Genomic DNA, 12,727 nt, shown 5'->3' with positions numbered 1-12,727 from the left:
ACTGTCATGGTTAAGTGAAGAGGAGGAGCTTTTGTGAGCAAAGCCAAATTACTGTTTGATTTAATCCTGTACGTGAATGCCAAACGCAGTTTTACTGCACAGGATGTCGCGAATGAATTTGGCATTTCTGTCCGAACGGCGCACCGCTATCTTACGGATATTGCCGATATGGGCGTCCCGCTTTATACGGAACCAGGAAGAAGCGGTGGTTACCGGGTACTCCCCAACCGGACACTGCCGCCGATCATGTTTAATGAAGAAGAAGCATTTGCTATCTTTTTTGCTTTTCAGGCATTGAAGTACTATCAATCGCTTCCTTTTGATATTCATATCGATTCCGTCTCCCGCAAGCTGTACGCAAGCCTGCCTGACGATACGAAAAGAAAAATAGACGGCCTGGATTCGGTAATCACCTTTTGGAATCAGAAAAGGACCGTCCCGTCTCCATTTCTAAAGGAAATCATCGAGGCGGCCGCCGCGCACCGGCTGCTTAAAATCGAATATGTGTCGAAGCTGGAAAATACAGTGAGGGAAGTGGCTCCGATCGGTATTTACGCCAGCGACGGCTTCTGGTACATGCCCGCGTTCGATCAGGCTCATGGCGAAATCCGGCTGTTTCGTACAGACCGGATCGTGTCCATGGAGCAAACGAAGCAGGCGTTTGAGCCACAGATGGAACTGCCGGACTGGCTCAACCTCAGCACGGCGGTGACGCCGGAGTCGCCCGTCCGTTTATATGTAGAGCTGACCCGTGAAGGCTTGAGACAGTGCCGCAGCCAGCCATGGCTGGAGCCTTATATCGTGGAGGTTAGCCCGGATGAAGGTTACATTGAAAGTGTCATTGATCAGCGCGAGATGGAATTCGTGACCGGCTACTTTTTTCACCTGGGTACGGCCGTTAAAGTCATCGAGCCGCCCGAGCTTGTAGACGGGATTCGTGAGCAGGCGCGGGAGATTCTCCGCCAGTATGCATGAGGCACGACCTTTGACCGGTATCTTTCATATCGGTTGTTCTGTGTCTCTAAATAAAAAGGACCTGCCAGCTCACAGCCGGCAGGGTTTTCGTCATTCTTTATTACCAACAAAATGCCTTCAGGATAATTACCAAAAGAATAAAGAGTACAAGGATAGCACCAACATTATTATGGCAACAGCCATAACCTATTCCTCTAACGTCGCTCATGAAAGTACCTCCTTCATATTGAAGATACTGATATCATATGGGTAAATTCTATATATGTTTAGGCTCTTGCATAATTCATTCATCTTTTTAAAGAAAAAGGCCCGCTCCGAAAGAGCGGGCTGATCTTATTAAGGAGGTTTTATGAGTCTCAGTATAATCTATGTTCTATTTAGGCAACTGGTTCTTAGTAAGATATAACACACATTAAAAGTTGACATCACGCATTCCACGCGCAAAGCCGATTAGCTTCGCAGAAACATGTTTAACGCAAAAAAAGCCTGCACAGCAGTTTCAAACGCTGTACAGGCATTCTTTTGGATTAGAACAGGCTGCGCTGAAAATCGGCGATCGCCTTATATTCCTCTTCCAGGTTGCGTGAAATTTTAATAAAGATCGGCAGCAGCTGATGGTAAATCTGTGCGTTCTCCTTCACCGGCGTATGCTGATGCGTTGATCCGACCATGCCGGAGACGACACTTAGCGAATCGACTTTGCCCGTGGCGTACAAGCCGAGCACGACGGCGCCCAGGCAGGAGCTTTCGAAGCTCTCCGGCACGACAACTTCCTGATCGAAGATGTCGGCCATCATTTGGCGCCACAGCGGGGAACGGGAAAATCCGCCGGTCGCGTGGATTTTGGCCGGACGCCCGATGCGTTCCTCCATCGCCAGCAGTACGGTATATAAGTTGAAAATAACGCCCTCAAGGACGGCTCGGATCATATGCTCCTTGCGGTGGTGCATCGTCAGGCCGAAGAACGATCCGCGGGCGTCGGGGTTCCAGAGCGGGGCGCGCTCCCCGGTCAAATAAGGGTGGAACAACAGCCCGTCGGATCCCGGTTTCACCTGTTCCGCAATCCGTGTCAGCAGGTCGTACGAATCGATACCGAGACGCTTGGCAGTCTCGATCTCGGATGCGGCCAGTTCATCATGTACCCATTGGAACAGCATGCCGCCGTTGTTGACGGGACCGCCGATCACCCACAGCTTCTCCGTCAGGGCGTAGCAGAAAATGCGCCCCTTCGGATCCGTCGCCGGATGATCGACCACGGTGCGGATTGCTCCACTGGTACCGATGGTGGCGGCAACGACACCAGGTTCGATCGCATTGACGCCCAGATTGGACAGCACGCCGTCGCTCGCGCCAACGATAAACGGCGTGGATGGATCGAGCCCCATCTCGGAGGCAAACGTCTTATCCAGCCCATCCATGCGGTAAGTCGTCGGAACAAGCTCGGACAGCTGGCTTGGCGTAATGCCGGCAACCTGCAGCGCCTCCTCATCCCAATCCAGCTTGTTCAGATTCATAAGGCCCGTGCAGGAGGCTATCGAATGGTCGACGACGTACCGGTTGAACAGCTTGGCGAATACGTACTCCTTAATCGAGATAAATTTGGACGTCTTTTCGAAAATGTCCGGATTGTCATGACGCAGCCACATCAATTTGGTCAGCGGGGACATCGGATGGATCGGCGTACCTGTGCGCAGATAAATTTCATGTCCGTTCATATCGTTCTTCAATACTTCGGACCATTTCGCGCTGCGGTTATCCGCCCACGTAATGCAGTTCATCAGCGGCTTCCCGTCCTGGCCGACCGGAATGACGCTGTGCATGGCCGAGCTGAACGAGACGAACATCACCTGCTCCGGGCGGATTCCGCTTGTATCCATCACCTGCTTGACCGAATGGATCACGGCCGTAAATATCAGATCCGGATCCTGCTCGGCGATGGACGATGTCGGTGTCAGCAGCGGATAGCCTTCACTTCCCTTGGCCACAACCTTTCCGTTTTCTTCGAACAGAACGGCCTTGGTGCTCGTCGTTCCAATATCGATTCCGATCATCATATTACTGCTCATGTTTCAACCTTCTTTCTTCTTCACTAGACATATCCTTATACTACCAGACTGAGCACCAGGATGATAATCAATGCAACGATCGACAACAGCGTTTCCATGACGGTCCAGGATTTCAGCGTCTGCGGAACAGACATGTTAAAGAATTCCTTGACCATCCAGAAGCCGGCGTCGTTGACATGCGACAGGACGAGCGAACCTGCTCCGGTCGCCAGCACGACGAGCTCGACATTGGCTGCCGGGCTCAAAGCAAGCACCGGTGCGACGATCCCCGCAGTCGTGGTCATGGCCACGGTGGCGGAACCGGTTGCAACACGGATGAGTGCGGCCACGAACCATGCAAACAAAATAATGTTGATGTGAGCCGAAGTTGCGATTTGGGCAATGGCGTCACCGACGCCGCTGTTAATGAGCACCTGCTTGAACGCCCCGCCGCCGCCGATGATCAGAATGATCGTGGCTGTCGGCGCCAGACATTCGCTCGTAAACTTGGATATTTGTTCTTTCGTAAATCCTCTGGCGAAGCCAAGGGAGAAGAAAGAAAACACGACCGAAATCAGAAGGGCAATAATTTCGTTACCGATAAATTCGCAGAACAGCGTAAAACCGCTCGAAGCATCCGGGTCAACGATCGAGGCGATCGAACCGATCAGCATCAGGATAACCGGCATCAGAATCGTCAGCAGCGTAATGCCAAAGCCCGGAAGCTTGCGCGTGCTGCTGCTGGAGAACTGCTCCGCCAGCTCAGCAGGCGGCTCGACCTGAATGCGTCTGCCGATCCATTTACCAAAGAGCGGTCCGGCCACGATCGCTGTCGGAATGCCAACAATCAGGGAGTACAGAATCGTTTTCCCCAAATTCGCCTGATAGGCATCAATCGCGATCATCGGGGCCGGGTGAGGCGGCACAAGTCCGTGTACGGTGGACAGACCGGCCAGAATCGGAATACCGATTTGCAGCAGTGACATTTTGGTTTTACGGGCGACGGTAAAAATAATCGGGATCAGCAGAATGACGCCGACCTCAAAAAATACTGGAATCCCTACGATAAAGCCGACGATCATCATCGCCCAGTGAACGCGTTTCTCCCCGAACCGGTTCACGAGGGTTGTGGCGATCTGCTCGGCGCCGCCGGATTCGGCCATCATTTTGCCCAGCATCGTGCCGAGACCGATGACGATCGCAATCGTTCCGAGCGTGCCGCCAAGCCCCTTGGTCACGGAATCGATAATATCCATCGATTTCATGCCGGTCAGGAACCCGAGCAGCAGGGCGGACAACAGCAAGGTCACAAACGGATTCCACTTGAATTTGGCAATAAACACAATAAGAAATGCAATGGCGATCAGTGTCCACACAATGAGCGTCCAATTATGGCTCATACCGAATATACTGGACATGGGTTGTCCTCCTTTTGTTCGTACATGATGTTTTTCACATATGATACCCATTATTCCAAGCTTTGATTTCAAATACTTGCATACTTGTCGACAACATGAGGCGGAAGCTGCCCGCAAGCAGCCCCTTTTGGTTCATATTACGGTATGGAAAGGCCGACGAAGCGCTTTAAAAATCCGTCAGGCTGCGGTGCAGCGTCTGGCGCGAATCGGCGAAATACTCCTGTACAAGCTTCTGGATTTCGTCCTCGTCGCCGGAGGCCAGACCGTCCATAATTTTCTGATGCTTGCCGATCACGGACCCGAGCTTTGCTTCCCCTTTAGAAAAAATCTCTTCCGTCGTAATCAGCATGACGGTCATCACGATCGGCCGGATGCTGTTCCATAAATGCAAAATGCGCTTATGGTCCGCTGCCGCAATAATCGCCTCGTGAAAGGACAAGTCCTGATACGAAAATTCGACGGCATCCTGATGCTTGACCGCAAGCTCCATCCGGTCAACGATCCGGCGCAGCGTAACCAGCAGCTGATCCCGGTCCATCTTGGCCAGCCGCTGCTGAACGAAGCTCTCGATCAGGAAGCGGACATCGTACAATTCAACAATATCGGTCAGGCTCAGTCCGACGACGACGGCACCCATCCGTTCGAGCCGGATCAGCCCTTCGCTCGAGAGCGATTTCAAGGCTTCTCTGACGGGGGAACGGCTTGTCCCGAAATCGGCGGCCACCCGGTTCTCTGAAATAATTTCACCCGGCTTGATCCGGCCGCTGATAATCTGCAGCCTCAGCTCGGACGCAATCGACTCTCCCAAGGAAACACCCTGCAGCCAGGATGAAGGATAACGCAGCATGAGACAACTCTCCTAAATCAATGTATGTACAATGACGTACGCTACCGATTCTATCATACAACCGACCGCCGCATCCATGGTGAGGGACCTGCTCTCCGGAAGCCTGCTTCAGCCGCAGACCTTAACGCTCAACCGTTTGACCGGCAGCCGTGTGCCGCAATCCGATTTTTTCCTTTTTTCAAAAGAACCATGCAACAACGAAGAACCGGAATGCGTCTTTTACCACGAAGACCTGTGGTTCTTCGAAAAAGAAACGCTTCCAGTTTGATTGTGCTGTGCTCTAACCTGCCTCTGCCTCCAAGTATACTTGTATACAACTTGTAATCGTCTTTATTTTAAAACAATCCGTGCGATCTGTAAACCGCGTGGATGAAACATCCAGCACATCAACCTTCGGAAAGGGAGGGATTGAATTTGAAAAAAATCGCCGCCATCCTGCTGCTGTCCATCTGTATCGCCACGGGCTGCGAAAGCCACAAGCCTTCGGCGGATAGCACATCAACGGCTGACCCAATGCCTTCCGGAACGGTCAATTCCACGGACGGAATCAACGAAAAACCTCCCGCCACGGCAGCTGATCCCCCTGCTTCCACCCCTGATGGCGGGAGCCCGCAGCCTACCAGCAGCCACGAGGGCGAAGCCGAAACAGAAACTCCGGGGCGGCTGCAGTCTTCCCAGCTGATGTTCGGCTATTTGGACGCCGCCAGCAGCCGGATTCTTGCAGCCGACCCGGAAGGCAAGCAGCAAACACCGCGGGAGCAGTTTACACAAGCGGTCATCGCGCCGGGCGAGCTGGCCGACATCCGCTTCACGAAGCATCAGGCCCGGTCGGATCAGGATAACGGCAGGCAGAACCGGTACAATTTCGACCATGATGAAGGCGATTTGTTCCGCCTCTCTTCCCCGGTAACTCCAGCGGATCCGGACGCAGGCGTCGTTCTCGCACAGAGAGACGCTTTTGCCGGGCATGAATTTCTGCAGGTGGAGCATGCGGAGGGAAGCCTGCCCGAAGAGGAGGCAGCCCGGATCAAGCAAGCCAAAGGCCTGAACATCCACAGCCAGGGGCTTATCGGACAAATCTCCCCTGACGTGCAGCTGGGTATCGTCCAGTACGACAAGGACGGCGGCAAGCCGCTGGCCAGCCTCGTGCTGATCACCCCGGATACGCTGCTGTTTCGCGATTTTGAAGGAACGGATGACCCGAGCTCCACCTGGCGCGTCGACGACGGCGGGCAGATGGACCCGCAGCTGTTCCACGTTTTATTTGTCACCCGTTCCGGGCATGGCTATACGCTTGGGTATGAATGGTGGGGCTCGGAAGGATCGAACCTGGCCGTGCTGCAGCAGGACGGCGGCGCATTTCGCGTCGTGCAGGAGGGCGGCCGCTATACGGCGCCAATGTGACTAGCCCAAGTCCCAGGCCGTATGGATTTTCGGCACATCGCTGATGAGCTGCCTCGTATAGGCGTGCTGCGGGTTCAGGATAATGTCCTCGGCCGGTCCCCTTTCGACGATTTGGCCCTTCTCCATGATGTAGATCGTGTCGCTCACGTAATAAGCGAGCCCCACGTCGTGCGTGATGAAAATAATCGTCATCTCGTTCTCATCCCTCAGCTTCAGCAGCATGTCGAGAATGGTGGACCGGGAGCAGGCGTCGACCATTGAGGTGGGCTCATCCGCGATCAGCACCTTGGGGTGAAGCATAAAAATCCGTGCGATCATAAGCCGCTGCATCTGCCCGCCGGACAGCTCGAATGGATACTTGTTGTACAGCTCCTCGAACTTCAGGTTGACGAAAGAGCAGGCCTCTTTCATTTTATTGAACTGCTCATCCTTGGTGAGCTTCAGCCCCTGCAGCCGGATGCAGCTGAGCAGCAGCTTCTCTACCCGCTGGAACAGGTTAAAGGACGAGAACGGGTCCTGAAAAATCGCCTGAATGTCTTTCCAGTACTTTTTCCGGTCAGCATGGCGGCGCAGCACTCTCGGTTGTCCTTTGTAATCGATGCTGCCCCCCGACTCCTTTAAGAGACCCATGATGATTTTGGCAAGGGTGGTTTTGCCGCTGCCGCTCTCGCCGACGATGGAAATGATTTCGCCTTTATGAAAATCGAAGTCCACCGTATCGACCGCGGTCGTTTTGGCCGCCCCGTATCCGAATACTTTTGTAATGCCTCTGCCGCGGATCAACAGGTCACGACTGCTCATTCGCATACCACTCCTTCAGCGTTCCTGTGTCAAAATGGCACCGGTACTGGCGGCCCTCCACTTCCTGCACCGCCACATTGTTTTGCCTGCAAATATCTTGGGCGTAAGAGCACCGCTCGGCAAACCGGCAGCCGGCAGGCACATGCTTCAAATTCGGCGGTGTGCCCGGAATGGCCGCCAGCTTGTGCCCCTTCATCCCCTCCTCCGGAACGATGATGGAACCCATCAGCTTCTTCGTGTACGGATGCAGCGGATCAAAGATCATCTGCTCGGCCGTGCCGCGCTCCACGATTTCTCCCGCGTACATGACCATAATGTCGTCGGTGACGTGGTACAAGAGCGGCAGCTCATGCGTGATGAATACCAGCGAGCGGATGAACTGCTTGTTGAGCAGGTCCTTCATCAGCTTGATGACCGCCTTCTGCGACGTTACGTCCAGCGCAGACGTCGGTTCGTCGGCGATCAGCACCTTCGGATTCAGAATGGTGGAAATCGCAATGACCGTCCGCTGTTTCATGCCCCCGGAGAGCTCATTCGGATACGAGCGCAGCACCTTCGGCGACAGGTTCAGCGTTTCAAAGCGCTCGACGGCCATGTCCCACACCTGCTTCTTGGTCAGCTCTGGCCGGTGCTCCTTCATGATATCCTCAATGAAGCGGATGATCCGCAGCGTCGGATTGAGGGCATTCATGGCCGCCTGGGGAATATACGCGATTTCCCGCCCGGAAATTTGCGTGCGCAGCTGCTCCTTGCTCAGCTTCATAATGTCGCGGCCGTGAATTTGGATCGAACCGCTGCCGTAATGGAGCGGCGGAAAATAAAATCCCATCAGGCTCAGCGCCAGCGTCGACTTGCCGCAGCCGGATTCGCCGGCGATGCCGAGCGTCTTCCCATCTTCCAGCACGAAATCGACGCCGTCGACGGCAAACACTTTTTCCTTAAGCCGGGTTTTATAATAGGTTTTCAGTCCGCTAACTTCCAGAATGTTTGTAGTCATCGGCCTAGCTCCTTATTTTCGGATTAAAAATTTCGTCCATGCCCGTGTTCATCATATACAACGAGAACGTGATCAGCGCGATTGACAGCGCCGCAGGGATAAACGCCCACCATGCCCCCGCCACCGGCGCCTCGAAAACGAGCGCCCAGTTCATGATGATGCCGAGGGAGATCGTGTTGTACGGCCCGAGCCCCAGCATCGAGATGGAGGCCTCCGACAGAATGCCGGACGCGGTCTGCAGCACGAACGCCATGACGACATAAGACGCGATATAGGGCAAAATTTCAAAAACGATGATCCGGGGCGTGCTGTGTCCGGAAATTTTGGCGATATGGACATGATCCCGGTTGCGGAGCGAGCTGGTCTGCGCCCGTACGGCCCGGGCCGTCCACGGCCAGCTGGTGATACCGATAATGATCGCCGTCACGAGCGAGCTGCGCGAGTTGATGCTGACCGAGATGAGGATCAGAATAATAAACGACGGAATGACGATAAAAATGTTCGTGATCGACGTCAGCAAGTTATCCACGATACCGCCGATGTAGCCGGAAGCAAGGCCGATAATGAGTCCGATGGCCGTGGCGAACACGCCTGCGATGAGACCGACCCGGATCGAGGTCTGGATGCCGTACATCAGCTCCAGGAACAGATCCCGCCCGAAATTGTCCGAACCGAGCCACAGCTGCGAACTCGGCGGCTGAAACGCCAGGGCGATCATCTCCAGCGGATCCTTTTTGTTGATCATCGGGAAGATGAGCACCAGCGCCAGCATAACGATGAATATTCCCGCCCCCAGCATGAATTTGGGGGACTTGATGAGAATGTTGAAGGAGTTTTTCATATTACTGGTCCTCCATTTGCGAGGCTTTGATCCGCGGATCGATAAAACCGTAAATGATATCAATCGTAAAGTTAGCCAGCAGAACAGAGAGCGCGATCAGCAGCGTACAGCCGGAAATGAGCGGATAATCGAGCTGGCGGATGGCCGTAAACAGCCAGGTGCCGATGCCCGGGTAGCTGAACACGATTTCGCAGATGAGCGAACCGCCCACCATCGTGCCGATGGACAAAGCCAGTCCGGTAATTTGGGGAAGCATGGCGTTCCGGAACACATATCTCGAGATGCGCGAATCGCGGATCCCAAGCAGCTTGCTGTACAGCACATAGTCGGCATTCAGCTCGTAAATGGACATTTCCCGCATCCCGATCGCCTGGCCGCCGATGGTGACAAGCACGATCGAGAGGAATGGCAGCGTATGATGGCGGATGACCGAGCCGATAAATTCGAAGCTGAGCTGCGGAATCATTTGAAAATCATACCCTCCGGACAGCGGGAACCACCCCAGCGTCAGGGCGAATACGTACAGCATGATGATGGCCAGCGTAAAAAAGGGAATCGAGTTCACAAACAGGGCTACCGGAAAAATCACCTTGTCGAACACGCCTTTTTTATAAGCAGCCACGGCTCCGAGCACGTTGCCCAGAATCCAGCCTACCAGAATCGCCGGCAGCTGCAGGCCGATCGTCCACGGCACCGCTGAAGCCAGGATGTCCGTCACCTTTTTCGGATACAGGCCGAACGAGGTGCCGAGGTTGCCGGTAAACAGGTTTTGGACATAGATCAGAAACTGCTGCCAGAGCGGCTTGTCAACACCAAACTCCTGAATGAACGTCTCATAGACCCGTTTGATCGTATCGCTGTCCGTCATCCCTTTGGTCATCTGTGATACGATCATGGCGACGGGATTCCCCTCGATCATGCGCGGAAGGAAAAAATTCAGGGAAACGGCAATGACGAGCGTCACCAGGTACCAGAACAGCTTTTTTACGAAATATTTGGCATAGGCATTCAAGAAGGTCCCTCCCTTGATCTTTGGATCGGCGGTGGATGCGTCTTGGAAAAGAGGGCCCGCATGGCGCTCCGGCAGTGCCGGTAGCCTCCCATGCAGGCCGCTTCCTTGGGCTTAGTTGTGGATCTGGTACAGCGCCCGGATGCCCGCCCCGTCCATGGCGATTTGCGGAGGAATGTTGCTTCCGTCTCCGTCGACGGGGAAGCCTTTCCATACCGATTCATTGACCGTATGGAACACCCACGGACGGTACATGAGCGGAATGGACGGAATGTCGGTCAGCCAGATTTTCGTCAAATCCGTGTACAGGGTTTTGAGCTCGGCCTGATCGGTGACGCTCGGAATTTTGTCGATAATTTGGTCGGCCTTGTCGTTTTTGTAACGGCCCCAGTTCCAGAACGCCATTTCGCCGAGCGGAGCCACTTCCTTGGAATACATGATGTCATGCGCTCTGCTCCACGGCTGGCTCGGATTGACGCCGCCCGCAGGCGTGTTCATGATGATGTCGAACTTGCCGGTTTGCAGGTCGTTCGTCCATACCGGCGCTTCCGGGAACTTCGTGCGGATTTCGATGCCGATCGCTTTCGCGCTCTGGGCCACGATCTCCAGCGCCGCATTCCAGTCGGACCAGCCGTACGGGCATTCCACTTCAAATGGCCCGAGGCGGGTGCCGTTCAGCACACGGATGCCGTCCTTGCCTTTTTTGGCGCCGATGCTGTCGAGCAGCTCGTTGGCCGCCTTGACGTCGGTCGTCCACTGCAGCGATTTGATCGCAGCCTGATCGACGTATTTGGACTCCGCGTCCGTGTTCAGCGTCAGGGACGGCTGCATCGCTGCCGAGTAGCCGCTCATCGCGAGGTCGGAAATTTTCTTGTAATCGATGCTCATCGCGATCGCGCGGCGGACATCCGGGTTATCCAGCCCCTTTTTCGAGAAATTAAAGAAGATCGACGGCATGGAGCCCGGGACGTAATAAGGGGCGTCTTTCAGATAGGTCTTGATCGGAGCGCCGTTCTTCCACATGTTCCATACCTGCGGGATGAACTGCTGGGAGACGTCCACCTGCCCGCTCTTGAAGGCCAAATCGCCGGCGGCGTTATCCTTGTAGATGACGTGCGTAATATATTTCGGAGCAGGCAGCTTGCCGAAGAGCGATTTGCCCCAGTAATTGTCGTCGCGCACAATCGTGATTTTCTGGTCGTTGTAGAAGTAGATTTTGTAAGGGCCGGTGGCTACCGGATTGGCGTTGACTTCCTTGCGGATCGTCGCCAGATCGTTGTTTGACTTCTTCTCGATTTCTTCCCAAATATGCTTGGGCATCATCGGGATCAGCTCGATGCTGTCAAGCACCGTCAGACGGTTCGGGTTGTCTTTGTTCAGCATGATCTTGACCGCATTCGGGCCGTCCGCTGTGACATCCGCAATGTACGCCCAATAGTTGCTCCAGTTGATGTCGTATTTTTTGCCGAGCTGGTAGGTGTACACAACGTCATCGGACGTAAACGGCTTGCCGTCGCTCCACTTAGCGTCCTTATTCAGCTCGATATGCAATGTCATGTCGTCGGTCCACTCGTATTTGGTGCCGAGCAGCGGCTCCAGCTTGCCGTCCAGCTGATTGATCATAAACAGCGTCTCGTAGACCAACTCTCTCGAGTTACCATAGTTGATCGGGAAGGCCGGATTGCCGCTCAGCAGGTTGAAGTTGGATGGCGGCCCCCATTGAATTCCGTTAATGTAAAGGGTTTCATTTCTCGGCGTTTCTTTGGCGTCTCCGCTCGTTGCTGGCTGGTTCGCCGCGGGCTCGGTCGTCGCCGGCTCCGTGGCTTTTTCTCCCTGATCGGCCGGCTTGGTTTCCCCTTGCGCCGGCGGCGTCGTCGTTCCCGTTGCGGAAGGCGGCTGCACGGTCTGGCAGCCCGCGATCATCACGGTCGCCGCCACGAAAAGGGCCATGAGCGGCTTGGAAGCTAATTTCAGCTTCATGTAAACTCCCCCATTTCCTCCAATTCACATCTACATAAATTGAACTAAGACAGGGACAGCACTTCGCCTTTAGCTCATTTTATATACATGCAAGCGTGATGCAGATTTCACGTCTTCAGATCGGAAGGTTCGTGCCCCATGGATCCGAAGAAATCAAACCTCTTCATTCCGAGGAAACCGCATACCCCTTCACGAAAAGTACGGAGCGGGCTGACGGACTCATGCGGCTAAAACGTGTTCTGCAAGCGCTTTCCGTAAAATGTATGAGGGATCGCTTGGAAATGATGACTGATTTATTTTTTAAATGTGCTGAAAAAAAGTTACTGAAATCCTTCGCACGGTTTGCCCTTCCCTTCCAAATAAAAACGGCCCCTGCCATCAGCAGGAACCGCTTTTCAAACCTATATAAA

The 12,727-nt window shown here is 54.2% G+C and carries 10 protein-coding genes; 2 read left to right on the top strand and 8 right to left on the bottom strand.

Annotated features, from left to right (window positions below):
• Positions 1-33: 33 nt before the first annotated feature.
• A complete protein-coding gene (locus KI379_RS29970) occupies positions 34-975 on the top strand; it encodes a helix-turn-helix transcriptional regulator (RefSeq protein ID WP_212985850.1) in 942 nt (313 codons plus the stop codon).
• Between the two features lie 527 nt (positions 976-1,502).
• On the opposite strand, the gene gntK is transcribed toward KI379_RS29970, so the two are convergent.
• The 3 genes from gntK to KI379_RS29955 all read right to left on the bottom strand — a co-directional run bounded on the left by gntK (position 1,503) and on the right by KI379_RS29955 (position 5,282).
• Positions 1,503-3,041: a gluconokinase gene (gene gntK / locus KI379_RS29965; RefSeq protein ID WP_212985849.1), complete on the bottom strand. Its 1,539-nt coding sequence runs from the start codon at positions 3,039-3,041 to the stop codon at positions 1,503-1,505.
• A 35-nt stretch (positions 3,042-3,076) separates the two neighbouring features.
• Entirely contained in the window at positions 3,077-4,438 is a 1,362-nt protein-coding gene (locus tag KI379_RS29960) for a GntP family permease (RefSeq protein WP_076173603.1), read from the bottom strand.
• A 166-nt stretch (positions 4,439-4,604) separates the two neighbouring features.
• The gene (locus tag KI379_RS29955; protein WP_076173742.1) at positions 4,605-5,282 is read right to left on the bottom strand and encodes a GntR family transcriptional regulator; all 678 of its coding nucleotides are present in this window, start codon (positions 5,280-5,282) and stop codon (positions 4,605-4,607) included.
• A gap of 417 nt (positions 5,283-5,699) precedes the next feature.
• Between KI379_RS29955 and KI379_RS29950 the strand changes: the two genes are divergently transcribed.
• On the top strand, positions 5,700-6,689 hold the full coding sequence (locus KI379_RS29950; protein ID WP_212985848.1) for a hypothetical protein: 990 nt from the start codon (positions 5,700-5,702) through the stop codon (positions 6,687-6,689).
• On the opposite strand, the gene KI379_RS29945 is transcribed toward KI379_RS29950, so the two are convergent.
• From KI379_RS29945 to KI379_RS29925, 5 genes are all read right to left on the bottom strand, one after another.
• The gene (locus KI379_RS29945; protein ID WP_076173600.1) at positions 6,690-7,490 is read right to left on the bottom strand and encodes an ABC transporter ATP-binding protein; all 801 of its coding nucleotides are present in this window, start codon (positions 7,488-7,490) and stop codon (positions 6,690-6,692) included.
• Complete coding sequence (locus KI379_RS29940; RefSeq protein WP_212985847.1) at positions 7,477-8,487, bottom strand: ABC transporter ATP-binding protein; 1,011 nt, start codon at positions 8,485-8,487, stop codon at positions 7,477-7,479. Before KI379_RS29940 ends, KI379_RS29945 begins: the two co-directional genes overlap by 14 nt.
• A 4-nt stretch (positions 8,488-8,491) precedes the next feature.
• Positions 8,492-9,328 (bottom strand): ABC transporter permease, encoded by an 837-nt coding sequence (locus KI379_RS29935; protein WP_089548533.1) that lies wholly within the window; start codon positions 9,326-9,328, stop codon positions 8,492-8,494.
• Between the two features lies 1 nt (position 9,329).
• Entirely contained in the window at positions 9,330-10,340 is a 1,011-nt protein-coding gene (locus tag KI379_RS29930) for an ABC transporter permease (RefSeq protein WP_076173597.1), read from the bottom strand.
• Positions 10,341-10,451: 111 nt separating this feature from the next.
• Positions 10,452-12,317, bottom strand: coding sequence for an ABC transporter substrate-binding protein (locus KI379_RS29925; RefSeq protein WP_089548534.1), 1,866 nt, complete (start codon positions 12,315-12,317; stop codon positions 10,452-10,454).
• Positions 12,318-12,727: the final 410 nt, after the last annotated feature.

This window comes from Paenibacillus cineris (genome assembly GCF_018333335.1).
In the GTDB taxonomy this organism is placed as follows: domain Bacteria; phylum Bacillota; class Bacilli; order Paenibacillales; family Paenibacillaceae; genus Paenibacillus_AQ; species Paenibacillus_AQ favisporus.
The sequence above is the reverse complement of the archived record's forward strand: the minus strand, read 5'-3'. Positions and strand labels throughout refer to the sequence as shown.

Excerpts from the sequence above, each read along its gene's own strand:
- gntK (WP_212985849.1), bottom strand. The coding sequence starts at position 3,041 with ATGAGCAGTAATATGATGATCGGAATCGATATTGGAACGACGAGCACC.
- KI379_RS29960 (WP_076173603.1), bottom strand. The coding sequence starts at position 4,438 with ATGTCCAGTATATTCGGTATGAGCCATAATTGGACGCTCATTGTGTGG.
- KI379_RS29945 (WP_076173600.1), bottom strand. The coding sequence starts at position 7,490 with ATGAGCAGTCGTGACCTGTTGATCCGCGGCAGAGGCATTACAAAAGTA.
- KI379_RS29940 (WP_212985847.1), bottom strand. The coding sequence starts at position 8,487 with ATGACTACAAACATTCTGGAAGTTAGCGGACTGAAAACCTATTATAAA.
- KI379_RS29935 (WP_089548533.1), bottom strand. The coding sequence starts at position 9,328 with ATGAAAAACTCCTTCAACATTCTCATCAAGTCCCCCAAATTCATGCTG.
- KI379_RS29925 (WP_089548534.1), bottom strand. The coding sequence starts at position 12,317 with ATGAAGCTGAAATTAGCTTCCAAGCCGCTCATGGCCCTTTTCGTGGCG.